Genomic DNA, 24,811 nt, shown 5'->3' on the forward strand with positions numbered 1-24,811 from the left:
AATTAGTTACTAAAGGTCCAGTAAATATAATTTCAAATTACATTTACTGGACCTTTAATTTATAATATTAATAATTTACTAATATCATCATCTATTTCTACTGGTGAAAATGCAACAATAGTTGAAGTAAGTGCATATGAAGATATTTCACTTATAAATTCTTCAACCTCGCTTAAGTCTGAAACACATAATTTAACTAGAAAGCACCCATCTCCAGCAATTCTATAACACCATTCGCTTTTTGGATAATCTTTAATAAAGACCTTAAATTTTTCATATTCTCCATTTCTCATTGTAATTTTTATTATGCAATCAATAGGAAACCCTAATTTTTTCTTATTTATTTTTATTGTATACTTTTCAATGATTCCAATGTCTTCAAGTCTTTTTACTCTTTCCGAAACAGAAGGAGGGGAAAGATTAATGTGTTTTGATAATTCTCTTATAGATAATCGACTGTTTTTTTGTAATTCGGATAAAATCATAACATCGATTTCATCAAGTTTCATATGCAATCAACTCCTTAATATTTTATTTCATTTGAAATATTTATTATATTATTATATGTCAAACGAAATGTGATTGAGACAAAATATATAATATAATATTAATAAATAAATTAATAACAATAGAGGTGGATAATATGGCTAGAATAGCCTTGTCAAAAAAAGGGAATACACCATTTGAGCAATTGTTAGGTCATAACAGTAATGTACTTGAGAGTTGGAGTAATTTAGAGATAGAATTTTTTAAATCAAATACTTTTAGTGATGAGCTAAAAGAAGAAGTAAGGAGAACTCTTGCATTTAACAATGGGTGCCAGTATTGTATGGCAAAGGGGAAACCTTCAGAAAATATATCTGATCCAAAAACTTTAGCTGCTGTTAAATTTGCAGATATGTTTTGCAAGAATAGCGTAGATACTAAAGAATTTGAAAAACTAAAATCATTATTTAAAGACGATGAAATATCTGAACTTTGTGCATTTATATCTTTTATAAGTGCATCACAAAAATTTGGAGCTACACTAGATTTACAACCAAGTTGTCCATTATAGTAATATTTATTTAAGCTAGGTTTCCCTAGCTTTTTTTATATTTAAATACCAAAGATTAATTAAAAATGATATAATTGAATAAGCAACAGTATATTTGTACAATTTATTATTACATAAAAACAATATCAAAATGGAAGGAAGTATTTAAAATGGCAGGAAACAGAGTGATTTGTACTGAAAATAATGTTGATTACATTACTATTAGAAAGGCAATGATTGAAGGTGCAAGAACAATAGAAGAATTAGTAGAAATGACAGGAGTTTGTACTGACTGTGAAGGATGTAAAAGTGAGTTAGAAGGTATACTTTCATCTGTATGTGGTTGTATGAATGTTTCACTAAAAGCAGTAGTAGAAGCTGTAAAAAACGGTGCTAATACTGTAGAAAAAGTTGGAGAAGTAACAAAAGCAGGTACAGGAGAAGGTTGTGGAAGATGTAAAGGTCTTATACAAAATATAATCGATCTAGGAAGATAAGATAAATATAAATGTTAATTAAAAGCTTACAGTATGTTAAACACTGTAAGCTTTTTATATTGTAGTCATATAATATATGAAGACATAAGAAAGTGGAGGGGGCAATAGCATGATAAAGGCAACAAAGTTAGCAGTAGAAAAATTTAATGAGGTTATTTTAAATCAGAAAAATCCTGAAAATACTGTGCTTAGAATTATATTTGGCGGATTTGGTGGATGAGGTGGACCAAAATTTGAATTAACTCTGGATGAGTTAAAGAATCAAGACGATATTTTAGAAGAATCAAGTGGGATTAAAATCGTATATAATTCAAATATTGAAGAATATCTACGTAATGTCGTTATTGATTATTCAGATAGTTGGTATAAACGTGGATTTTTTATTACAGATGGAGAATCCTCTTGCTAAATTATATTGAAAGTTTAATAAATGATTTAAAATTAACTTATAATTTAAGTCATTCTAATGTTTCATTAAATAAAAAGGATGAAAATATAGAGGTACCAATACAGGAAAGGGGTCAGGCCTTGGAATGGCAATATCAAAGCAAATTATAGAAGGCCATGAGGATAATATTGAGGTAAAAAGTAAATTAGGAGTTGGAACAAAAGTAACTATATTATTCAAAGGATAAAATATTAAAAGTTAGTTAAGGTATATTTATACATATACCTTAACTAACTTAGTATAATGAAATTTAAATAATTAGATTTATTAGCTTTATTTCTTTAATTGATGTTTCCACGACATAAGACCGCTACTAAGATGATAAACTTGAGTAAAATTATTATTTACTAAAACCTTTACTGCTGAAGGACTTCTTCCCCCTGATGCACAGTGTACAAGAATAGGAGAATCCTTATACTTATCTAATTCTTTGACTCTAGAAGATACAGACTCTACAGGAATGTTCTTAGCTTTAGGTATATGACCTGAATCAAATTCACCTTTTGTTCTAACATCAAGGATAACCATACCTTTATTTTCATTTATTAACTTGTGAGCTTCATCAGCATTTATATTTTTTACATTCTTATTATTAAACATAAAGAACCTCTTTCTAAGCATTGTGAAGACAATGAAAGCAACTAATAGCCACCATATTGTATTTTGCAAAAATATCACCTCTTGACATGAATTAGTATATTATAATATTACGATAATATGATATCACATAATATATTAATAGTAAACCCCTAATATTTATTGGTGCTTGGTCTACAACAAAAATTCCACTACTTCTTTTCGAAGGTTCTGCAATGGGATGGAAATTTACTGGACTAAGATTTATTATAAATATATTCGGTATTGCATTTATAGCTTATGCTACTGAACGGCTGTTATCAGACAGCGAAAAAGAAACAATATATAATAATGCAATGTAAAAAAGCAGAGTTTTTTCTCTGCTTTTTTGTTTATCTAGAAATATTTTTCAAAAATTTTACAATTCCAATGATGCTACTATTGTAACAAAACTATAAAAAGATAAATAGTATATAATAGAATTTTTTTGTTTAAGGAGGTAAAAATTGAGAAAATGTCCTGTATTTAAAAATAAAAAAGTTATTCCAGACAATCTTGTAAGGCTGGCTATAGAAAAAATAAATGAAAATAAAAAAGACAAAATTAATATTATATGGCTTGAAGCAGCAGGTTGTTCTGGAAACATAATATCTTTACTTAATGCACAAGACCCAGATGTAATATATTTACTTACTCAAATGGTAAATTTAAGATACAATAACAGTCTTATGGCAGAGGAAGGCCAAGAAGCATTTGAAAAGTTTCTTCAAACATTAGAAACCGATTTTATACTTATAGTAGAAGGTGCAGTTGCTACAAAGGACAATGGACTTTACAACTGTATAGCTAGATACAATGGGAGATTAATAACTGGAATGGAAGCAGTGGCTATGGCAGGTCAAAGAGCAAAGTATGTTTTGGCTGTAGGTTCATGTGCATCATATAGAGGTCCATCAGCAGCAAATCCAAATCCATCTTTGAGTAAAAGTGTATACGACTTTTTAGATAGAGAAGTTATAAGAGTACCTGGATGTCCAAGTCATCCAAAGTGGATTATAGGAACACTGGCACATATTATATCATTTGGGAAGCCAGAGCTTGATGAGGAAAACAGACCAGTACTTTTTTATGGAGTAACTATTCACGATAGATGTGAAAGAAGATCTTATTTTGATAAAGGAATATTTGCACAAAAATTAGGAGACAAGGAATGTATGTTTAAATTAGGATGTAGAGGTCCTATTACTAAAGCACCTTGTCCAATGACAAGATGGAATAATAGTGAGAACTGGCCAGTAGGAGATAACACTCCATGTATTGGATGTGCTAGAAATGGATTTCCAGATTCTATGCAACCATTTGTAAGATATTAAGGGGGACATTATGGGAGAGAAGGTAGTTATAAATCCACTTACTAGAATAAGTGGTTTTTTGGAAATAGAGGTTGATATAGAAAACAATATAATAAAAGATGCAAGAAGTAGTGGTATGATGTTTAGAGGATTTGAAAAAATGCTAGAAGGAAGAAATCCGCTAGATTCTATATATTTTACTCAAAGAATATGTGGTATTTGTTCAACTGCTCACTCCATGTCATCAGCAATAGCACTAGAAAATGCACTAGGGGTAATACCTGATAATAACGATATATTAATTAGAAACTTTATTCATGGATGTGAGTTTTTACAAAATCACTTAAGGCATTTTTATCAATATACATTCCCTGATTTTGTAGATTTACCAGACATAAATCCTATACATAAGGATTCCTATGGAGATTATAGACTTCCAAAGGAATTAAATGAAAAACTAAGTAATCACTATTTAGAATCTATAAAACACAGTAGAGAAGCTCACAAGATGCTTGCAATTCTTGGAGGAAAGGCTCCTCACAACCACGGCGTATTTGTTGGAGGAGTTACAGTAAATATGAATGCAAAAATATATATAGAAATAACTTCAATACTAAAAGGTATTAAGGATTTTATAGAAAATATAATGATTGACGATGTTTATATAATATCTAATTGTTATAAAGACTATTTTGAAAATGGAATTGGATATGGCAACTTAATGACATATGGTGCCTTTAATGACTATCCTTATGAGGATTTAACTTATGTAAAGCCAGGAGTTTTAATAAATGGAAATAGACATGAGTTTGATGTAAATAAAATTACTGAAAGTGTACATTATTCATGGTATGAAGGAAATTTGGAACCAAATGTATACAAAAAAGATGCATATAGCTGGGTTAAATCACCAAGATATGAAGGATATGCAATGGAAGTAGGGCCTTTAGCTAGAATGTATTTAAGTAATGAATATACTAGGGGAATATCAACTATGGATAGAACTATTGCTAGAGTTTTAGAGGCGAATAAAATATGTAATATACTACAAGGGCTTTTAAGTGAAATAATACTTAAACCTGCAAATCAAAGTGTATATGAAATTCCAGATAAGGCATATGGGGTAGGTCTTGTTGGAACTACAAGGGGAGATTTAGGTCATTGGATTAATATAGAAGATAAAAAAATAAAGAATTATACAATAATAACCCCATCTGGATGGAATATATCTCCAACTGATAACAACAATGTAAAGGGAGTTGTTGAAAAGTGTTTAATTGGAACCTTTGTAAAAGATACAAAGAATCCTGTGGAAATAGGAAGAATAGTTAGATCATTTGATCCATGTGTTTCATGTGCTACTCACATTATAAGCGATAAACATTCTAGTATATCAATAAGGGTTGTTTAATATGGTAAAAATAATAGCCATAGGAAACACATTAATGGGAGACGATGCAATAGGTATAGAAGTGTTAAAAAATATTAAAGATGAGTTGATGAATTTATCAAAGGATATTGAAGTTATCATAGGCGAAACTGATTTTATATATTGTTTAAATAAAATAGATGAAGATGACTTTGCAATAATATTAGATAGCACATATTTAGGATTAAGGCCTGGGGAAATTACAGTTAATACATTTGATGAACGCATAAAAAATTTAAGTTTAAGTAATTCACATCATGATTTAAATCTTGTAAGATTAATTAATAAATATAAAAAAGATATAGATGGATTTATTATTGGAATAGAAGCTTATGATATTAGTTACAGTTTAGCTATATCAAATGAGTTAAAGTCAATATTTGATAATATATGCTTAAATGTAATAAATACAGTACGTCAAAATCTAGTTTAGATTTTGGCGTATTTTCCTTTTATAAACATATTATTAAATGAGGTGATAAAATTATGAATCAAAAAATTTTGTACTTACAACAAATGGAATTGTTTTCAGTTTGTCCTTATCAAAAATTTTATTATAATGAAATGTTAAAAAGAGAGATGAGAAAGTTAAGACAAGAAAACACAAGGGAGTTTACAATTGAAGAACTAGCAAATTACGATGGATCTAATGGAAAACCTGCTTATGTTGCTATAGACGGTATAGTTTATGATGTAAGTTTGGAAGCTACATGGGGCGGGTCAACTCATTTTGGTCTTTATGCAGGTAAAGATTTAACTAATGAATTTACATCATGCCATGGAAATATAGAAATACTACAAAATCTGCCTAAAGTTGGAGTTTTGAAATAATGCATGAGATCTCTGTTGTTAGCAATATGCTAGACATAATACATGAAAATGCCAGTGAAAACAATATAAAGACTATAACTAAAGTAGTTGTAGATATTGGAGAATTTACTTGTATAGAAGAATCATCTTTTAGATTTTCCTTTGAAACTATGAAAATAGGAACTATATGTGAAAATGCAAATCTTATAATAAATAAAATAAAACCAAGTGCCAAATGTTTTAATTGTAATGAAGTATTTAATATAACTTATACAAATAAACTATGTCCTAATTGTAATACTTTTTCAAGTAATATAATAACTGGATATGAGTTATTAGTAAATTCTATAGAGGGTGAGTTAAATGAAGGTAATAAATATTAAAAAAGATATACTAAAAAACAATAATTATATAGCAGATAAAAATAGAAAATTATTAAATAATAAAAAAGTATTCACAGTAAATTTGCTAGGGTCTCCAGGAAGTGGAAAAACATCAGTATTAGAAAAAATTATAGAAAACTTCACAGATAATATAAGTATGTCTGTTATTGAAGGAGATTTATATACTACAAAGGATGCAAAAAGGATAGAGGACAAAGGAATAGACGTTATTCAAGTAAATACAGGGGGAGCATGCCACTTAGATGCATCTATGATAGAAGAAGCTATTAATGATATAGATACAGATAATACAGATTTTTTAGTAATAGAAAATGTAGGTAACTTAGTTTGTCCTGCATCCTATGATTTAAGTGAAGATATAAAAGTTACTGTTATGAGTGTAACTGAAGGAAATGACAAGCCACTTAAATATCCTTCTATGTTTCAAAAATCTCAAGTTATAATACTTAACAAAATAGATTTAATAGACTTTACTGATTTTGATATGAATGAATTTTATAAAGATATAAAAAGCTTAAATGAAGATGCTTTAGTATTTGAGTTATCATGTAGAAATACAATAGGAATAGATAATCTTTGTAATTATCTAAAATCTAAAATAATTGAGAAAAAGTCTTGGAGTGAGGACATTGAAAATAATTAGAAAGTATATAGTTGTAAAAGGCATAGTACAAGGGGTTGGGTTTAGGCCATTTGTTTATAAAAGTGCCATTAATAACAATTTAAATGGATATGTAAACAATAGCTCAAAAGGAGTTTTTATAGATGTTCAAGGATATGAAATTGATACAAATAATTTTATAGATGATATTAAGTATAAATCTCCTATACTTTCTCAAGTAAATGAAATTATTGTAGAAGAAAGATCTATTTGTAATTACAAAAACTTTAAAATAAAAGAAAGTGAAGAAAGTAAAGATGAAATAACTCTTATATCTCCTGATATTGCAGTTTGTAATGAATGTATAAAAGATATAAGTGAAAATACAAACAAAAGATATAAATACCCTTTTACAAACTGCACAAATTGCGGTCCAAGATTTTCAATTATAAAGAAACTTCCATATGATAGACCATTTACTACTATGAATGAATTTAAAATGTGTGATGATTGTAAAAAAGAATACAAAAATCCATTAAATAGAAGATTTCATGCACAGCCTAATGGATGTAGTAAATGCGGTCCTAGTGTTTATCTTATAGATAATAATGGAAAAACAATAGGTACTAATGATCCTGTAAAAGAAGCTATAGATTTTATAAAAAAAGGAAATATACTTGGGGTAAAGGGCATTGGAGGATTTCACCTATGTTGTAACGGAAAAGATTATGACGTGATAAATAAACTTAGAATTAGAAAAAACAGGCCTACAAAACCACTTGCACTTATGATGAAGGATGTAAAAACAGTAAAAAAATACTGTTATGTAAATGAAAAAGAAGAAGAGATACTTACTGGGAATAAAAAGCCAATATTATTATTAAATAAAAAAGATAAAGGATTACCTTATAATATATCACCTCATAACAATAAGTTAGGGGTTATGCTTCCATACACTCCACTTCATCACTTATTACTTGAAGATTTAGATGTACTTGTAATGACTAGTGCAAATGTCAGCGGGCTTCCTATTATTTATAAAAATGAAGAAGCTATAAAAAAGCTAAATAATATAGTTGATTACTTGTTAATACACAATAGAGATATAAATATACCTGTAGACGACTCTGTAAGTAGAGTAGTATTAGGTGAGGAAAGAATAATTAGAAATTCTAGAGGTTACTCACCGATATCTATGAATATAGACTTAAAATCTGAAATACTATCATGTGGTTCAAATCTTAAAAATACATTTTCAATATCTAAAAATAAGAATATATTTATAAGCCAGTATATAGGAGATATAAAAAACACAGAAACATACTATAACTTTGAATATAATTTAAATCACTTCAAAGAAATATACAATATAAATCCAGAAGTTGTAGCATATGATATGCACCCTAATTATTGGAGTAATGAATTTATAAACAAGTACAATATAAAAATACCTGTTCAACATCATCATGCCCATATCATAAGTTGTATGGTTGAAAATGAGATAGACGACAATGTTATAGGATTGGCCTTTGATGGAAATGGATATGGAACTGATGGCAATATATGGGGTGGCGAGTTTTTAATTTGCGATTATAAAAACTTTAGAAGAGTGGGCCATTTAAATTATATAAACTTACCTGGGGGAGATAGTGCAATTAAAGAACCTTGGAAAACTTCCATAAGCTATTTATATAAAACATACAAAGAAGATATATATAACTATATTCCAGAAAACTTAAATGATAAAAATATAAAACCTATAATTTCAATGATAAAAAACAACATAAACTCCCCACTTACATCTAGTATTGGAAGGCTATTTGATGCTGTAAGTTCAATTATTATATACAAAGATAAAATAAGTTTTGAAGGAGAAGCTGCAATACTATTAGAGACTATAGCAAATAAAGATGAAAATGATAAGTACAACTATGGAGTAGATTATATAAATGAAAAGTATATTATAAATACTGATAAACTTATAAGAGGTATAATAAATGATTTAAAAAACAATGTAGATATAAAAAATATATCTATGAAATTTCACAATACAATAGTAGATATGTCTTTATTTCTTTGCAATAAACTACATGAAAAATACAATATAAACAAAGTTGTATTAAGTGGAGGAGTATTTCAAAATGAAATATTACTAGAAAATATATATAAAAAGCTAAAAGAAAATGGATTTGATGTTTTTATACATAAAAAAATACCTACAAATGACAGTGGTATAAGTTTAGGCCAAATTGTTATAGCAAACAACAATATATAGGAGGTTTTTATGTGTGTTGCAGTTCCAGTAGAAATTATTGAGATAATGGGGAATAAGGCAATTATAAACTACGGTGGAGTAAAAAGCAAAGTAGATATAAGTTTAGTTGAAGATTTAAATATAGGGGACTATGTTTTAATTCATGCAGGATGCGCAATAGAAAAAATAGATTGTTATGAAGCTAAAAAAACTTTAGAGTTATTAAAGTTGTTATGTGGTGAAGACATATGAATTATATAAAAGAATTAAAAGATCCTAAATTAGCTAAAAGTATTTTACAAAAAATAAATGATTGCAAAAGAGAAATAAACATAATGGAAGTTTGTGGAACTCATACAATGAATATATTTAAAAGTGGAATAAGAGATTTAATTCCAAGTAATATAAACCTTATATGTGGACCAGGATGTCCTGTATGTGTAACACCACAAAATTATATAGACAGTGCAATGGAATTATCAAAAAATGAAAATGTCATAATAGCTACATTTGGAGACTTAATAAAAGTACCTGGAAGTAAAAGTAGTTTACAAATACAAAAGTCAAATGGCAGAGACATAAGAGTAGTTTACTCACCACTACAGTCGTTAGATATAGCAAAGGAAAATAAAAATAAAGAAGTTGTATTTTTAGGAGTTGGGTTTGAAACTACAGCTCCAGTTATAGCCCTTAGTGTATACAATGCAAAAAATGAGGGTTTAAGCAACTTTAGTTTATTACATAGTATAAAAACTATGCCAAATGCTATGAAAAACTTAGTACTTGATGATGATGTAAATATAGACGGCTTTTTATGTCCGGGGAATGTAAGTGCTGTAATAGGTGTTAGGCACTACGAGTTTTTAGCAAATAATTATAAATTACCCATGGTTATAGCTGGGTTTGAAAATAGCGACATATTAGCAGGTATATATACTTTAATAGAAATGATAAACAACAATGAATACGAAATAAAAAACACATACAATAGACTTGTTAAATACGAAGGAAATAAAAAAGCTTTGAGTTTAATAAATGAAGTTTTTGAAGAATGCAGTAGTACATGGCGTGGACTTGGAAATATTGAAAATACAGGACTCAAAATAAAAGATAAATATAAAAACTATGATGCTTATTATAAATTCAATATAAATCTAAATGAGATAAATAATAACAAAGAATGTATATGTGGTCAAATATTAAAGGGAGCAAAAAAACCTATAGACTGTAAGCTATTTAAAAATACATGTAATCCTCAAAATCCAATAGGGCCTTGTATGGTATCAGAGGAAGGTACTTGTTTGGCATATTATAAATATTGTAGGTGATATTATGGATATAATTACACTTTCCCATGGGAGTGGTGGAAAATGTACTAATGAACTTATAAAAAATTTATTTTATAAGTATTTTGAAAATCCTATATTAATGCAACAAAATGATTCATCTGTAATTCCACAAATAAATGGTAAAATAGCTGTGAGTACAGACTCATTTGTAGTAAATCCAATATTTTTTCCAGGAGGAGATATAGGAAAGTTATCAATATGTGGAACTGTAAACGACTTAGCTATGAGTGGTGCAACGCCTTTATATATTACAGTTGGATTTATAATAGAAGAAGGTCTAAGTATTGAAACTTTAGAAAAAATAGTTATATCAATGGCAAATACATCAAAAAAAGCTGGTGTAAAAATAGTAGCTGGAGATACAAAGGTAGTGGATAAGGGAAGTTCTGATAAAATATATATAAATACAACTGGAATAGGTGTAATTGAAGATGATATATATTTAAGTGGAGAAAACTTAAAATCCAATGACAAAGTGATAATAAGTGGAACAATAGGAGATCATGGGGTAACTATAATGAAAAATAGAAATAATTTAGAATTTGATTTTGATATAAAAAGTGATTGTTCTTTACTAAATAATTTAATAAAAGATATATTAAAAGTTAGCAAAAATGTTAGAGTTTTAAGAGATCCTACAAGAGGAGGTCTTGCTACAACTTTAAATGAATTATGTAGTCAAAGTAACAAAAGTATGATTATATATGAAGAAGAAATTCCAGTTAAGGAAGAAGTATTAAGTATTTGTGAAATTCTTGGAATGGAACCAATATATATGGCCAATGAAGGTAAATTAGTAGTTGTAGTCGATGAAAATGATGTAGATAAAATATTAGAAGTTATGAAGAATAACCCTGTAGGGTTAGATGCTAAGTTAATAGGTGAAGTTATTGATGATAATAAAAATAATGTTTATTTAAAAACTAATATAGGTGGAACTAGAATAATAAGTATGCCAGAAGGGCAGTTATTGCCTAGGATATGTTAGATATATTAATTAAGGCATCTACTAAATGTAGATGCCTTTTTATAAATAATAAATTTTATAATTTTCGTATGCTATCTTGGTGTATAACAAAATAAAATTCAGTTCCGCCAACATCTGAGGTTTTTGCACCGTATTCAAATCCATGAAGTTTTAAAATTTCTCTACAAATTGGAAGGCCTAAGCCAATGCCACCACTTTGGGAGTTTTTATAATATTTATCCCAAATATCATCTAACAAATGTTGTTCTATACCTATCCCAAAGTCTTTTATTGATAATTTTATTGACCCATTTATATTTGTTGTATAAATTTCTATTTTATTATTTTCGAAGCTAAATTTTATAGCATTATCAATAAAATTATATAATACTCTTTGAAGATATCTTTTATCTGCATAGATCTTTATAGTATCAATAGAAATATCTATTGATATATTTCTTTTACTAAGTATAGGATTAAACTGATTAACGCATTCATGTACAAGATTAGATAAATTAATAAATTCTTTTGATAAAGAGTATACACCATCTTGAAGCTTTGACAGTTGTAGTAAATCCATAACTAGAGAATTTAATCTATCAACTTCTTTAATAATATCCTTAGCATATTTTTTAGTGTCTTTTTCATCAACTATCCCGTCTGATATTGCTTCACTATAGCTCCTTATTACACTTAAAGGAGTTTTGAAATCATGTGATACATTTGCTATAAAATCTCTTTGAAGTTGATATTTCTTTTTTAAACTAATAGCCATTTGATTAAGGCTATTAGATAATGTTTCTATTTCGTCATTAGTATTAATGGTACAATCTACATCGAAGTCACCTTTAGATATTGAAGAGGATAGTCTTTGTAATTTTAGTATAGGTCTTGTAAATTTTTTGCCTACATAAGATATTAAAGGAATTGAAAGCAAAATTGACGATATGAATATAATAAACAAAACAATATACACTACCCTTAAATAATCAGAAGAATATCTGTTGTTTTTGAAGACTACAATATCTCCAATATCAGTTTGGAGTTTGTAATATAAAAACTCTCCGCCCATATTATTTTGAAAAATACCTTTGGTTTTAAAATTGTTTTCACTTATAGAACGCATAAATGGCATCATACCCATTCTGCTATGAGTTAGAGGAGTAGCATTACTGTTATTAATAAGTATTGCAGTTATATCTGTATTAGTAATTTGCTCATTAGATTTCAATGAATTGTATATTTCCTTAGCAGAAAGCCTTAAACTATCATATTGCTGATTTAGATAAAATTTAGATAGAAAAATACTGCTAGTTATAAGGGTTATAGCAACAATTAATGTAATTATAAGCATGAAATACTTCGTAAGTTTTATTGTTATTTTATCCATAAATACTCCTTTCAATAAAAACCATTAAAACTTTTTGCTAGGGTACCAATTTATATCCAACTCCCCATACAGTTTGAAGGTGAATTGCACAAAATTCTATTTTTTCTCTTAATTTTTTTATATGAGTATCAACTGTTCTAGAGTCACCTACATAATCATAACTCCATACAGTATTTAATAACCTCTCTCTATTAAAAACCTGTCCTGTATTTTGACTTAAAAATAGTAAAAGATCAAATTCCTTAGGGGTTAGATATATAGATTCATTATTTTCAAATACTTCTCTACTTTCTTCTAATATAGTTAAATTACCAAAGTTTATAGACTTTCCTTTATTAGATTGGGTATTAATTCTTAGATTTACACGAAGAACTAGTTCTCTCATGCTCAGTGGCTTAACCATATAGTCATCTGCACCTAACTCTAAACCGAAGATTCTATCATCTTCTTCGCCCCTAGCAGTTGTCAATATTACTGGAGTATTACTATTTGATTTAATTTTTCTAAGTAGAGCCCAGCCGTCTTTACCAGGAAGCATGACGTCAAGAATGATTAAATCAAATTTATCGTCAGTAATTATATTTTCAGCTACTTTACCATCAGAAGCACAAACTACATCATAATTTTCTTTTTTTAAATATAAAGTCATTACTTCAGAGAGTTTATTTTCATCTTCAACTATAAGTATTTTTTTATTCATAATAAAACCTACCTTATTATTTAATAGTCTACTAATATTATAATTGTATTTTATATATTTGACTAAAGATTGTTTTAAATGTGATGAATTTGTGAAATTAATTTATATAACTTTTGCAATTCCATCACAATTACACCATTATTTAAACAAAATATTTGTTTATTATAGATATGTGCCAAAGAAATGGTAACTAAAATAAAGTTTGGAGGAAATGAAAATGAAAAAAAGTAATATTATTTCAGCCTTAGCACTTACTATGGCAATGGGTATTGGAGCCACTGTATATGCATCTGCAGATAGCTCAAATTTAGAGACAACAGGGCAAAGACTAGGCTTAGGAAGAATAACATCTATGAGAGGATATGATTATATATGCAATATCCTAAATGATAAGCTAGGTCTATCTGATACAGAAATTAGAAATGCTATAAATTCAGGGAAAACACCGTATGATTTAGCAGAAGAAAAAGGAATTACTCAGGATGAATTAAGAGATTCTTTACTTAAAGAAAGATCAAAATCTATTGATGATGCTGTATCTAAAGGGGCAATCACAAAGGAAGAGGGAGAAAATTTAAAAGCAAACTTAAATACAAATATTCAAAACTGTACTGGAAACTTCGGTCAAAGACAAGGTCAAGGTAGAGGAATGATGGGGAATGGTCAAGGAGGCGGTTGCTTCGGTACAATAAGTGAATAATTTAAATGTAAATTTAGTCAACAAATTAAAAACATTATCCCTAAAGGGTATTGTTTTTGGGAAATGAAAGTGATAGTAAAAAGGGAGCTAGTGTTATCACTAACCTAGCTCCCAAAAATCTTATCAACCACTACTTGAAAAACAAATATTCATATGAAGTTTACACAAATCTATTTACAGACTCGTTTATTTTTCATAATAAGGTTCTATATGAATTATAACCTGAGCACTTTTATTAATTTTTTCTCTTATGATATCTTCTATATCATGATTTAATAAATGGGAGTTTTCAACTGTTATACTAGGATCAACCAGAATATGCATATCAATATGAACATTATTTTCGGTGCCTCTACTTCTTATATTGTGAACACCCTTTATGGCTTTAAATTCTTTAAGGACTTCCCTTATTTCACTTTCATCTATTATCGCTGTATCTACTAGTATATCAATAGTTGATTCAAATATTTCATAAGATGAATGAAGTACAAAGCCTGCAACAACTAAAGATGCTATTGGATCAATAATAGCAGGAAGACCAAGCTTTACTCCTACTAATGTTATTAAAACTCCGATAGATACAAATATATCACCTTTTGTATGAAGGGAATCAGAAACAAGGATATAACTATTTAATTTCTTACCTACTCTATACTCATAAGTACATACAAATATATTAATTAATAAAGTAATAACTAAAACTATTAAACTAGCTATAGTTATGGTTGGAGTAACTGGATTTTTAAATCTCGAAATTGCTTCTATAATTATTTTCGAACCTAGAAAGAAAAGCATTCCACCAATAAAAAGACCTGCTATAACTTCAAATTTATTATGGCCATATGGATGCTCTTTATCTATCGGCTTTGATGCCAAAGCAATACCTATAAGCCCTACTATATTAGATGTTCCATCTGATATAGAATGGAATCCATCAGCAGTCATACTCGCACTTTTAATAGAAGTACCAATGATAATTTTTAATAAAGCTACTCCTAAATTTGCAAATAATATCACCCATAAAACTTGCTGCACTTTATTATATTTATTGATTTCCATAACAGCCCTCCTAAAAATGAAAAATCCATAGAAAAGTTTTTTCAACTATCCCACGGATTTATATCCATTGCTATAAAAGCCCGGCAATAAATATATTGCCTGATGATATATTATATTCTATTTTAAATATTAAGTTACAATTTATAAATGAAATTTCATAATGTAAATATATCTTAAAAAGAGAATAAATTCATAGTTTTAATATAACAATATATTTGAAATATGCATTTAAAGGAGGTAGAAATATGATAAAAAAAGCAGCTTTAGTTGGAGTAATTACAGTAAGTTTAGTTGGATGTGCCAATAAATCAGTTGACGATAACAAAAACGCAGATGTTGGACAAAATAAAAATACAACTACACAGGAACAAAATACATCTGATTTGACAAAAGATGTAGAGTATTTTTCCAAAAACACTAAAGAATTAGTAGGTAAAAACGTAAATGATTTATATAATAATTTAAAAGAACCTAATACGGTTACATATTATATAAATGCAGATGATATTAACATGATAGATATAAATACTGTTGATAGGCGAGATATAATAGAGGATGGTCCTGTTGCAAAGGAATTTGTTTACCCAAGTGTAAAAAATCCTAAAAATGCACTATATGTTTATGTAAATGGAGGTAAAATATCAGAAACAAAAGTAGGTGAATTTCCAGGAGTAGCCAATAATTACTATAAAGATACAGACTATAAGGTAAACTATTATTATAATTACAAAAATATAAATTCAGATGATTTTAACCTTAAAAAAGATAAAGTTGAATTTATAGGCAAAACTCTGGATGAATTTAATAAAAAATACAATTTAGAACACGGTAATATAGAACTATTGAAGAGAGGTACAGGAGAGAAACTAAGTATATATACACTTAATAACTCTGAGAAGGGTGTTTTAGTTCATTCTAAAGATAATATAATAAAAGAGATAAGAGAAGTTGAAAAAAAACTTACCAAAGATTTAATAGATGAATATCTTATGAAATAAACTAAACCCCTTTACACAACTGTAAAGGGGTTATATTACAGAGGTGTGAGTATGCTAAAGAAGGTATCGTTATTAGCAAGTATCCTTGCTATACTAGGTGCTATTGTATATAATTCAAATATAAAAAATTCAGTAAATATATATTTAAAAGACAATTCAAATGTTGTTGCACCTGAAGAAGTTATAATAAAAAATGGGACAAAAAATCAAAAGATTATAGTTATTACATTTGACGATGGACCTCATGAAAAATTTACTCCTCAAATTTTAGATATATTAAAGGAAAATGATGCAAAAGCCACCTTTTTTGTAATGGGTAAAAAGGTAGAGTATTATCCAGACATAGTAAAGAGAATGATAGATGAGGGACATGAAATAGGAAATCACACCTATAATCATATAAATGTATCAAAATACAGTAAGTCAAAGGTAGAAGAAGAAATATTAAAATCACAGGAAGCTATATATAATCTTACAGGTAAAAAACCATCTTTATTTAGACCACCATATAGAGGTATGAATCAAAACACGGTTAATCTAGTAAATGAGTTAAATCTTAAAATGGTTTTATGGTGCAAAACTATTGATGTTAGAGACTGGGCTAATCCAGGAGTATATAATATAACAAATCCTTTACTAACTAAGATACAAAATGGAGATATAATATTACTTCACGATTATAATAATAGATCTAAAGCTACTACTTCTCAAACTGTACAAGCTTTAAGAATTGTAATACCAGAACTTAAAAAAAGAGGGTATGAGTTTGTAACAGTGTCTGAATTAATAAAAAGAACAGAAGAAGAAAACCAAAAGACTAAGGATAACAAAAAACAAGAAAAGAAAGAGATAAATGTAAATAACTAATAAAGGGACTAATTTTAATTTAGTCTCTTTATTTATGTAAGAAGTATACAATATTAAAAATAGGTCAACTATCAGTATGAGGTGATATATATGCTTTACAAAAAAGATATTACAATGCAACTTATTATATTTACTATTTTATTATTTTTAGCAATGGTTTTTGCTTTTAATACTCTTACTAAATCTGCAAAGGCTATTGGGGATGATATAAATAAAATAGAAGAAAATTTGGTGTTGGAAAATTGGGATGAAATTGACAAGAACATAAAGGATATAGATAAGAGATGGAAGAAAAGTGAATTTATACTAAGAATAGTAAATACAACTGAAGGTGTAGATAAATTTGAAGAAAATTTAAGTCAAGTAACAATTCTCACAAAACACAAAGATAAGGATCTACTTGAGTATATAGCCCCATTAAGAGATACTACAAGATTAATAACTCAAATTATACCTAAACAATAAAGGAGTGATAAAATGACAGGGGTATTAGCTTATATATCTAAAGGAATAATTGTATTTATTTTTACCTATCTTTTTTTAAGAACCATATCTAATAAGTCTATGGTACATATGGCATCATATGAAATAGCTGGATTTATGATTTTTTCAAATGTGGCGGCACAACCTTTTCTTACAGAATCTTTACCAACAACTATTATAGGACTAGGAGTACTAATAATGTTAACAGTTGTTTTAGCTAAACTTTCATTAATAAATAAACTTACACCTATATTAGAAGATGTTCCAACTATTTTAATAAATAGTGGGCAAATAGATATGAAGTCACTTAGAAAAACTAGTTTGAGTTTAAATGAATTTTTAGGACTTTTAAGACAACAAGGATATGACAGTATAAGAGATATAGATTATGCTATTTTAGAACCACAAGGTCAACTTTCAGTTTTTTCTAAACCAGAAAAAAGGCCTGTTACAATAAAAGATATGAATTTACCTAAAGGAGTTTCTGGAATAACAGTACCTCTAATAGTAGATGGAGATATAATATATGTAAATCTAAATCATGTTAATTACAATAAAGATAGATTAATTAAGGAGTTAACAAATAAGGGAATAAAGAATATTAAAGATGTATCTTTAGCTGAGTTAGAGCCATCAGGTAATCTTGTAATATTTAAGAAAAATACCATTTCTACATATTAATAAACAGTAAGAATAATACCAAATATAACTAAAATAGAACCTATTAATTTTGTAAAAGTAATATCTTCTCCTAAAAACAATGTAGACAATAACAATGTAACTAAAGGAGAAGCAGATGTAATAATTGTTACAATTGATACTTGGCCTCTTTTAATAGCGGAGTAATATGCTAAATCACCGATTACAGTGGTAATAATAGCATCTATAGTTATAAATATAATTGCATAAAGTGAAATAGATTTAAACTTTGAAATACCTCCATTAATTCCTATCCAAGAGCTAACCATTACCATAGTCATTGTGCTTCTTAACATTAATCCAGTTAGTGGGTTTATATCTTTTAAACCAATTTTGGCAACTATAGGTCCAACTCCCCAACAAATCATTACGATAAAAGATAAAAATATAACCATAAATTTCCTCCATAGACTTAATTATTATTAATTTTAAATATTTACCTATACTTTAATAATATTATAATTTTTTTTATTTAACACAAAATATATATAACGTTGGTTAATTTTCTACTGGAGGAAAAGACATGAATAAAAAAATAATATTTAGCTTTTCATTGGTAGTTATACTTACTTTTGTTTTATTTAAATATCCTACAAATAATATAAAAACAAAATTATATAATCCTCAACTTCCAACTCAGTCAGGTATTGTAGATAAGTTACCCTGGGATGAAGATAATAGTTTTAAAAAAGCTATCAGTGAACATAATACTCCAGTACTTATGGCTGCATATTGTACAGTTTTAAAAGATCCTCTTCCTGGAGAGGAAGAAAATGTTCATCTTGCAGCAAGCTCACTTTGTGGTATAGTTGTAAATCCAGGGGAAGTCTTTGCTCAAAACAAAAAACTTGGACCATACACTGAATCAAAAGGATACAAGAAAGGACCTACATATATGGGTTCAACTCTTACTACTACAGTTGGAGGCGGAGTTTGTAAAATTGCATCTACATTATATAATGTTTCTATTTTAAGTAATTTAAAAATTGTAGAACGACATAATCACAATATGCCTGTTCCTTACGTACCTTACGGGCAAGATGCTACAGTAGCATATGGTGGAAAGGATTTTAAATTTTTAAATAATACTTCACATCCTATACTAATATGGTGTCAAGGACTAGATAATGTATTATATATGGGATTTTATGGTGTAGAATATCCACCAAAGATAACTTGGAATCATGAAATACTAAAAACAACAACTGCTCCAAAAGTGTATAAATACAACCCAAATCTTGAAAAAGGAACTGAAAAAATAATTATTGAAGGAATGGACGGAGCAACGATTAAGTCTTTTGTTACTATTTATAATGAAGATAATACAACTAACATTAAAAATCTCGGAATAAGTCATTATAGACCAATGCCTTATATTATTGAAAGAAATAATTAAGTAAAAAGGTTAGTGCTTATATTTAGTACTAATTTTTTTATTTTCACAAATATTTAAAAAAAACATAATATAAATTAAGGACGTATGTCCTAATGACTAATAAGAAGGGAGACATTTTAGTGAACTATATGCAATATCCAACACAACAGCAATTTATAGAAGCAATAAATTTAATACAACAATCTGTTGAGGGTGAAAGAGGAGATGCTCAGTTTTATCAATGGCTAATAGATAATGTTCCAAGTGAAGGGCTTACAAGAGCACAGAGAAAAGAAATAGTAGATATAATTAAATCTATAAGAGACGATGAAATGGGTCATAATATAGTATGGAAACAAATGTATAGAGAATTTACAGGAAGAGAAGCAAGACCAAAAGAAGAAGAATTTGAACCACCAGAAAGTTTTCAAGAAGGAATTAAAAAAGCTTTATTTGGAGAATCAAATGCAGTTAGAAGATATAGACAAATATTAGCAGGATTACCAAATAACTACTATAGAGATAAGGCTTTCAATATATTAACAGATGAATTAAGACATGCCGATTTATACAATTTTATTTATACAAATGTATTGAATCTCGAGGATACAGAGACTTACTGTTAAAATAAAAAATAAGTGTGTTTTTTAGTTAAAAAACACACTTATTTTTGTGTTATATTTGTCCTGTAATATTTTGAACTATAATACTTACAACTGCAACTACAAACCAAACAATTAAGCCTAGGATTATAGGTTTAACTCCAGTTTTAAGCATCTTTTTAAAATCTGAATTTAATCCGATTGCTGTAAGAGCCATTACTATCATAAATTTACCTATAGTATTAATATAGGGAATACTACTTGCTGGAAATATTCCTATTGTATTTAACAATGATGCAACTAAAAACCAAATTATAAACCAAGGGAATATTTTTTTAAAACTGTAGTTTACCTCTTGATCTTCCATTGAAGCCTTTTTCTTTTTATAAGCTATTATAAATGAGAATATTAATGATATTGGAATGATCATTGTAGTTCTTGTAAGCTTAACTATAGTAGCATAGGCACCTGCAGCATTACTATACGCATAACCAGCTGCAACTACAGAAGAGGTATCATTAATAGCAGTCCCTGCCCATAACCCAAAAGCACTATCTGAAAAACCAAGTAGATGACCTAATGGTGGAAATATTAATACAGCAATAACGTTAAATAAAAATATAGTAGAAACAGAATAGGCAATTTCCATGTCATCAGCTTCAATAATTGGAGAAATTGCAGCAATTGCAGATCCACCACATATAGCAGTACCTACCCCTATTAGCGTCTTTAAATTACTTGGTATACCCATTAGTTTACCAACACCATAGGCAGTAATAAATGCAGATAATAAAGTAAATATCATCACAGAAAATGAGCTTAGTCCTGTCTGCCATACTTGTGTTAAACTAAGTCCTGCACCTAATACAATAATAGCCCATTGAAGTATTTTTTTAGAAGTAAAGGTAACACCTTTTTCAACAATCTTAGGTTTACCTATAAAGTTATTAATAATAATTCCAATTACTATTCCAAATACTGCACCACCTATTATAGGAAAAATTGAGCCTAGCCAGTTTGCAGCAAGTGCTATAATAAATGCAAATAAAATACCTGGTGAATTTCTTTTAATAAAGTCCACGAAAATTACCTCCCCCTCTTAGATTACGAATTAATAATACTACAAAATTTACTAAAAAACAAATTAAGTATTCTTATTAAATCATAAGTAATTATTATAACTTTTTTGTTAATATAGTATTATATAATTTAGAATAGATTACTTAATAAAAGTTTATAGTTTTAGAGGTGATGTTTTGCAAGATATAAAATTGACTACATTTATTACAGTTGCAAGTATTAAGAGTTTTACTAAGGCAGCAGAAATTTTAAATATAACTCAACCTGCTGTGTCTCAACACATTAAGCATCTTGAAGAGTATTATGGAGTTAACTTAGTTAAAAAAGAAGGTAAGAAGATTAGTTTAACGGAAGAAGGGTTAATTTTATTCAAATATGCTAAAAAATTAGAACTTGTATATAGAGATTTAGAAACTGAAATAAAGAATAAAAATGGAATTCGAAAAGTATATAATGTCGGTGCATCAATGACTATAGGTGGATATGTACTTCCGTATATTTTAGCAGAGCATAAAAGAGTTCATCCCAATATAGATATAATTCTTCAAGTAGGCAATACTGAAGATATAATAGAAAAATTACTAAATAGAAAACTTGATTTGGGATTTATTGAAGGGAATTTTAATAGAAATAAGTTTAATTATAAAAAGTTTAAAGATGATGAATTGGTTCTTGCTGTATCATCTAAAAACCCTTTGTGCAAGTTTGATAAAGTTTCTATTGAAGAAGTTCTGCAAGGCAAATTAATATTACGGGAAGCTGGCTCTGGTACAAGGGAAATATTTGAAAATAAGTTGCAAGATAGAGGATACAACATGGATAGCTTTAATCCATATATGGAACTTGGTAGCATACCTGCAATTAAGTCACTAGTTGAAGCAAATTTAGGATATACTATTATTTCAAAAGAAACAATAAAAAAGGAGCTGGAACTAGGAACAATAAAAATCATTCCTATTGAAGATTTAGAAATATATAGAGAATTTAATTTTATATATCTAAAAGACAGCAACATGGATTTCGTTGAAGATTTTATTAAATTTTGTTATATAAATAATTAAACAAAGGAGAATTATAAAGATGCAATTTATAACTAAAGATAAAATATTTTTACAGGCTACAAAATTAGCACAAATACTAATAGAAAGCGATGGATATATAGATTTACATGAAATAATACAATCTAGTAGTTTTGAATATAATGACCAAAAAATATACGAAATAGCATCAGGTGGGTTTATAGATTTTAATCAACATTTATATGAGAATTTAAACGAAATGAATACTATAAGTAGTGGAATATATTTAGAAAAATCTTTAGTAACATTTCAAATAGTAATATGGGGAGCAAAAGGTCAGGGATTTGAAATATTCAAACATGTTTTACGTGGAGAAGAAATAAAAAATATAAAAAGTCTAGCAGATATAAAAGAATATATTTATCTTCATATCAATGAATTAGAGCAAGGAATAGTAAAAACATACGGAGTAGATGTTAATAAATCTTTTGAAGAGTTTGGAATATCTATAGAAAGTAGAAAACTACCACTACAAAGTATACTTCAATTTTTAAGTATAGAAAATAATATAAATGATTTAAGATAAAAGTATTGTCGTAATTACGGCAATACTTTTATTTTATTTTGTTAAAAATTTACGAAATGTGTTATAATTTAGATTATAAGATATATCCGTAAATCGCATTAATTAGGTATTGGGATTAAATAAATTAGGGGAATATAACATTTATGAGAAAACAAGAAGATGATGAATTTTTATCTTATAATATATATAAATCCATAATAGAAGGAAATCTTGCAGATTATAACCTTATAGGAGAAAAGTTAATAAAAAGCAATAAAGCATATAATAAAATAATTGAACTTTTACCTGATGCAATATGTATATTACATGAAGGAAAGTATGTTTATATAAATAATGCTATGATAAAGATTTTAAATTTATCAAGTAAAAATGAAGTAATTGGGCATAAAGGCAGTAATTTTATTAATGTAACTCCTGAATATGAACCAATAGTTAGAAATAGGAAAAAAGAGGTTTTAGAAAAAAAGAAAACAGTGCAATTTGTAGAACAACAAATTATAAGGCATGATGGAGAGATATTAGATATAGAGATTTGTTCCACTCCTTTTAATATTGAAGGAGATGGATATATTTTATCTATTATTAGGGATATTACAGAGAAGAAAAAGGCTGAAATAATAAATGAAAAATATAAAGAAATATTATATTATGATAAAATGAAGACGGAATTTTTCTCAAATATGTCACATGAACTAAAAACTCCATTAAATGTTATATACGGATCAAGTCAGCTTTTGGAAGCTCAAAATATGAATAGGAATTTAACTACAGAAGACATAGATAAACATATACATATTGTAAACCAAAACTGCTTTAGATTAATTAGATTAATTAACAACATAATTGATATAACTAAAATCGAAGGTGGTTTTTATAAAATAAATAAAGAAAATCACAATATTATAAGCATTGTAGAAGATATTACCTTATCTATTGCAGATTATTCAAAGCAAAAAGGTATAGAGGTTATATTTGATACAGAAATAGAAGATAAAGTTGTTGCAATAGATCCAGATAAAATTGAAAGAGTTGTTTTAAACTTACTTTCTAATGCTATAAAATTTACTAATCCAGAAGGAAAAATATATGTAAATATATACGATAAAATAGAGGATATAGTTATATCTATTAAAGACACTGGAGTAGGTATACCACAAGAAAAATTAAACTCTATATTTGAAAGATTTGGTCAAGTAGAAAAAACTATGAAAAGAAATAAAGAAGGAAGCGGAATAGGCCTATCTCTTGTAAAGTCTTTAGTTGAACTTCATGATGGAAATATTGAAGTTAAAAGTGAAACTGGAAATGGTAGTGAATTTATTATTACATTACCTGTTACCCAAATAGAAGAAACTTTCCATGATGATGAAAATTCAACGGTAAGAAGCAGAAACATAGAGGCTATAGATATTGAGTTTTCGGATATATACGCATAAAACATCTATTACATGATAGGTGTTTTTTAAATGTATTGTATAGTTTGGTGATAATTATCACATTAATTAGTTTTAAATAATGATATAATATACC

Annotated in this window: 30 protein-coding genes and 1 pseudogene; 24 read left to right on the forward strand and 7 right to left on the reverse strand. The window is 27.8% G+C overall.

Going from position 1 to position 24,811, the window contains the following annotated elements:
- Positions 1-59 precede the first annotated feature (59 nt).
- Positions 60-509 (reverse strand): Lrp/AsnC family transcriptional regulator, encoded by a 450-nt coding sequence (locus BS62_RS02430; RefSeq protein WP_496489645.1) that lies wholly within the window; start codon positions 507-509, stop codon positions 60-62.
- Between the two features lie 134 nt (positions 510-643).
- Here BS62_RS02430 and BS62_RS02435 point away from each other — a divergent pair, with 134 nt between their 5' ends.
- The 3 genes and pseudogenes from BS62_RS02435 to BS62_RS02445 all read left to right on the forward strand — a co-directional run.
- Entirely contained in the window at positions 644-1,057 is a 414-nt protein-coding gene (locus tag BS62_RS02435; RefSeq protein ID WP_496489646.1) for a carboxymuconolactone decarboxylase family protein, read from the forward strand.
- 149 nt (positions 1,058-1,206) lie between these two features.
- The gene (locus BS62_RS02440) at positions 1,207-1,533 is read left to right on the forward strand and encodes a (2Fe-2S)-binding protein (RefSeq protein ID WP_496489647.1); all 327 of its coding nucleotides are present in this window, start codon (positions 1,207-1,209) and stop codon (positions 1,531-1,533) included.
- Between the two features lie 515 nt (positions 1,534-2,048).
- Positions 2,049-2,168: pseudogene (locus tag BS62_RS02445) on the forward strand (ATP-binding protein); the annotation flags it as partial.
- Between the two features lie 86 nt (positions 2,169-2,254).
- Here the strand turns inward: BS62_RS02445 and BS62_RS02450 are convergent.
- Positions 2,255-2,581, reverse strand: a complete 327-nt coding sequence (locus BS62_RS02450; RefSeq protein WP_496489648.1) for a rhodanese-like domain-containing protein — start codon at positions 2,579-2,581, stop codon at positions 2,255-2,257.
- A gap of 212 nt (positions 2,582-2,793) precedes the next feature.
- Between BS62_RS02450 and BS62_RS02455 the strand changes: the two genes are divergently transcribed.
- The 11 genes from BS62_RS02455 (at position 2,794) to hypE (ending at position 11,744) form a co-directional block, all read left to right on the forward strand.
- On the forward strand, positions 2,794-2,919 hold the full coding sequence (locus BS62_RS02455) for a hypothetical protein (RefSeq protein WP_496489649.1): 126 nt from the start codon (positions 2,794-2,796) through the stop codon (positions 2,917-2,919).
- A 144-nt stretch (positions 2,920-3,063) separates the two neighbouring features.
- Positions 3,064-3,930 carry a hydrogenase small subunit gene (locus tag BS62_RS02460; RefSeq protein WP_496489650.1) on the forward strand — a complete coding sequence of 289 codons (867 nt, stop codon included), beginning with the start codon at positions 3,064-3,066 and terminating at the stop codon, positions 3,928-3,930.
- 10 nt (positions 3,931-3,940) lie between these two features.
- Positions 3,941-5,320, forward strand: a complete 1,380-nt coding sequence (locus BS62_RS02465) for a nickel-dependent hydrogenase large subunit (protein WP_496489651.1) — start codon at positions 3,941-3,943, stop codon at positions 5,318-5,320.
- A 1-nt stretch (position 5,321) separates the two neighbouring features.
- Positions 5,322-5,771 carry a hydrogenase maturation protease gene (locus BS62_RS02470; protein WP_496489652.1) on the forward strand — a complete coding sequence of 150 codons (450 nt, stop codon included), beginning with the start codon at positions 5,322-5,324 and terminating at the stop codon, positions 5,769-5,771.
- 53 nt (positions 5,772-5,824) lie between these two features.
- A complete protein-coding gene (locus tag BS62_RS02475) occupies positions 5,825-6,169 on the forward strand; it encodes a cytochrome b5 domain-containing protein (RefSeq protein ID WP_496489653.1) in 345 nt (114 codons plus the stop codon).
- The gene (gene hypA, locus BS62_RS02480) at positions 6,169-6,531 is read left to right on the forward strand and encodes a hydrogenase maturation nickel metallochaperone HypA (RefSeq protein ID WP_496489654.1); all 363 of its coding nucleotides are present in this window, start codon (positions 6,169-6,171) and stop codon (positions 6,529-6,531) included. The genes BS62_RS02475 and hypA overlap by 1 nt, the downstream gene beginning before the upstream one ends.
- Entirely contained in the window at positions 6,512-7,195 is a 684-nt protein-coding gene (hypB, locus tag BS62_RS02485) for a hydrogenase nickel incorporation protein HypB (protein ID WP_496489655.1), read from the forward strand. The genes hypA and hypB overlap by 20 nt, the downstream gene beginning before the upstream one ends.
- Positions 7,182-9,428 carry a carbamoyltransferase HypF gene (hypF, locus tag BS62_RS02490; protein ID WP_496489656.1) on the forward strand — a complete coding sequence of 749 codons (2,247 nt, stop codon included), beginning with the start codon at positions 7,182-7,184 and terminating at the stop codon, positions 9,426-9,428. The genes hypB and hypF overlap by 14 nt, the downstream gene beginning before the upstream one ends.
- A 9-nt stretch (positions 9,429-9,437) precedes the next feature.
- Positions 9,438-9,659: a HypC/HybG/HupF family hydrogenase formation chaperone gene (locus BS62_RS02495; protein WP_496489657.1), complete on the forward strand. Its 222-nt coding sequence runs from the start codon at positions 9,438-9,440 to the stop codon at positions 9,657-9,659.
- On the forward strand, positions 9,656-10,735 hold the full coding sequence (gene hypD / locus BS62_RS02500; RefSeq protein ID WP_496489658.1) for a hydrogenase formation protein HypD: 1,080 nt from the start codon (positions 9,656-9,658) through the stop codon (positions 10,733-10,735). The genes BS62_RS02495 and hypD overlap by 4 nt, the downstream gene beginning before the upstream one ends.
- 4 nt (positions 10,736-10,739) lie before the next feature.
- Complete coding sequence (gene hypE, locus BS62_RS02505; protein ID WP_496489659.1) at positions 10,740-11,744, forward strand: hydrogenase expression/formation protein HypE; 1,005 nt, start codon at positions 10,740-10,742, stop codon at positions 11,742-11,744.
- A gap of 55 nt (positions 11,745-11,799) precedes the next feature.
- Here the strand turns inward: hypE and BS62_RS02510 are convergent, their stop codons facing one another.
- Both BS62_RS02510 and BS62_RS02515 read right to left on the reverse strand, forming a co-directional pair.
- Positions 11,800-13,113, reverse strand: coding sequence for a HAMP domain-containing sensor histidine kinase (locus BS62_RS02510; protein WP_496489660.1), 1,314 nt, complete (start codon positions 13,111-13,113; stop codon positions 11,800-11,802).
- A gap of 37 nt (positions 13,114-13,150) precedes the next feature.
- A complete protein-coding gene (locus BS62_RS02515; RefSeq protein ID WP_496489661.1) occupies positions 13,151-13,813 on the reverse strand; it encodes a response regulator transcription factor in 663 nt (220 codons plus the stop codon).
- 217 nt (positions 13,814-14,030) lie between these two features.
- Between BS62_RS02515 and BS62_RS02520 the strand changes: the two genes are divergently transcribed.
- On the forward strand, positions 14,031-14,513 hold the full coding sequence (locus tag BS62_RS02520; protein ID WP_496489662.1) for a hypothetical protein: 483 nt from the start codon (positions 14,031-14,033) through the stop codon (positions 14,511-14,513).
- Between the two features lie 186 nt (positions 14,514-14,699).
- Here BS62_RS02520 and BS62_RS02525 read toward each other — a convergent pair whose 3' ends face one another.
- On the reverse strand, positions 14,700-15,572 hold the full coding sequence (locus tag BS62_RS02525; RefSeq protein ID WP_496489663.1) for a cation diffusion facilitator family transporter: 873 nt from the start codon (positions 15,570-15,572) through the stop codon (positions 14,700-14,702).
- Positions 15,573-15,817: 245 nt separating this feature from the next.
- Between BS62_RS02525 and BS62_RS02530 the strand changes: the two genes are divergently transcribed.
- From BS62_RS02530 to BS62_RS02545, 4 genes are all read left to right on the forward strand, one after another.
- Positions 15,818-16,570: a hypothetical protein gene (locus BS62_RS02530; RefSeq protein ID WP_496489664.1), complete on the forward strand. Its 753-nt coding sequence runs from the start codon at positions 15,818-15,820 to the stop codon at positions 16,568-16,570.
- A 51-nt stretch (positions 16,571-16,621) separates the two neighbouring features.
- Positions 16,622-17,437 carry a polysaccharide deacetylase family protein gene (locus BS62_RS02535; RefSeq protein ID WP_496489665.1) on the forward strand — a complete coding sequence of 272 codons (816 nt, stop codon included), beginning with the start codon at positions 16,622-16,624 and terminating at the stop codon, positions 17,435-17,437.
- Between the two features lie 90 nt (positions 17,438-17,527).
- Entirely contained in the window at positions 17,528-17,902 is a 375-nt protein-coding gene (locus BS62_RS02540) for a DUF4363 family protein (RefSeq protein ID WP_496489666.1), read from the forward strand.
- A 12-nt stretch (positions 17,903-17,914) separates the two neighbouring features.
- Positions 17,915-18,601 (forward strand): DUF421 domain-containing protein, encoded by a 687-nt coding sequence (locus BS62_RS02545; protein WP_496489667.1) that lies wholly within the window; start codon positions 17,915-17,917, stop codon positions 18,599-18,601.
- On the opposite strand, the gene BS62_RS02550 is transcribed toward BS62_RS02545, so the two are convergent.
- Positions 18,598-19,014, reverse strand: a complete 417-nt coding sequence (locus BS62_RS02550; protein WP_496489668.1) for an EamA family transporter — start codon at positions 19,012-19,014, stop codon at positions 18,598-18,600. The genes BS62_RS02545 and BS62_RS02550 overlap by 4 nt on opposite strands.
- Positions 19,015-19,142: 128 nt before the next feature.
- On the opposite strand from BS62_RS02550, the gene BS62_RS02555 reads away from it, so the two are divergent.
- Positions 19,143-20,015 carry a VanW family protein gene (locus tag BS62_RS02555; RefSeq protein ID WP_496489669.1) on the forward strand — a complete coding sequence of 291 codons (873 nt, stop codon included), beginning with the start codon at positions 19,143-19,145 and terminating at the stop codon, positions 20,013-20,015.
- Between the two features lie 128 nt (positions 20,016-20,143).
- Complete coding sequence (locus BS62_RS02560) at positions 20,144-20,620, forward strand: ferritin-like domain-containing protein (RefSeq protein WP_496489799.1); 477 nt, start codon at positions 20,144-20,146, stop codon at positions 20,618-20,620.
- Between the two features lie 49 nt (positions 20,621-20,669).
- Here the strand turns inward: BS62_RS02560 and BS62_RS02565 are convergent, their stop codons facing one another.
- Positions 20,670-21,677, reverse strand: a complete 1,008-nt coding sequence (locus BS62_RS02565; protein ID WP_496489670.1) for a YeiH family protein — start codon at positions 21,675-21,677, stop codon at positions 20,670-20,672.
- Positions 21,678-21,852: 175 nt separating this feature from the next.
- On the opposite strand from BS62_RS02565, the gene BS62_RS02570 reads away from it, so the two are divergent.
- The 3 genes from BS62_RS02570 to BS62_RS02580 all read left to right on the forward strand — a co-directional run bounded on the left by BS62_RS02570 (position 21,853) and on the right by BS62_RS02580 (position 24,717).
- Complete coding sequence (locus tag BS62_RS02570) at positions 21,853-22,737, forward strand: LysR family transcriptional regulator (protein ID WP_496489671.1); 885 nt, start codon at positions 21,853-21,855, stop codon at positions 22,735-22,737.
- A gap of 19 nt (positions 22,738-22,756) precedes the next feature.
- The gene (locus tag BS62_RS02575) at positions 22,757-23,281 is read left to right on the forward strand and encodes a hypothetical protein (RefSeq protein WP_496489672.1); all 525 of its coding nucleotides are present in this window, start codon (positions 22,757-22,759) and stop codon (positions 23,279-23,281) included.
- A 143-nt stretch (positions 23,282-23,424) separates the two neighbouring features.
- Complete coding sequence (locus BS62_RS02580; protein WP_496489673.1) at positions 23,425-24,717, forward strand: PAS domain-containing sensor histidine kinase; 1,293 nt, start codon at positions 23,425-23,427, stop codon at positions 24,715-24,717.
- The last annotated feature ends 94 nt before the right edge of the window (positions 24,718-24,811 follow it).

The organism is Sporacetigenium mesophilum DSM 16796 (assembly GCF_059569055.1).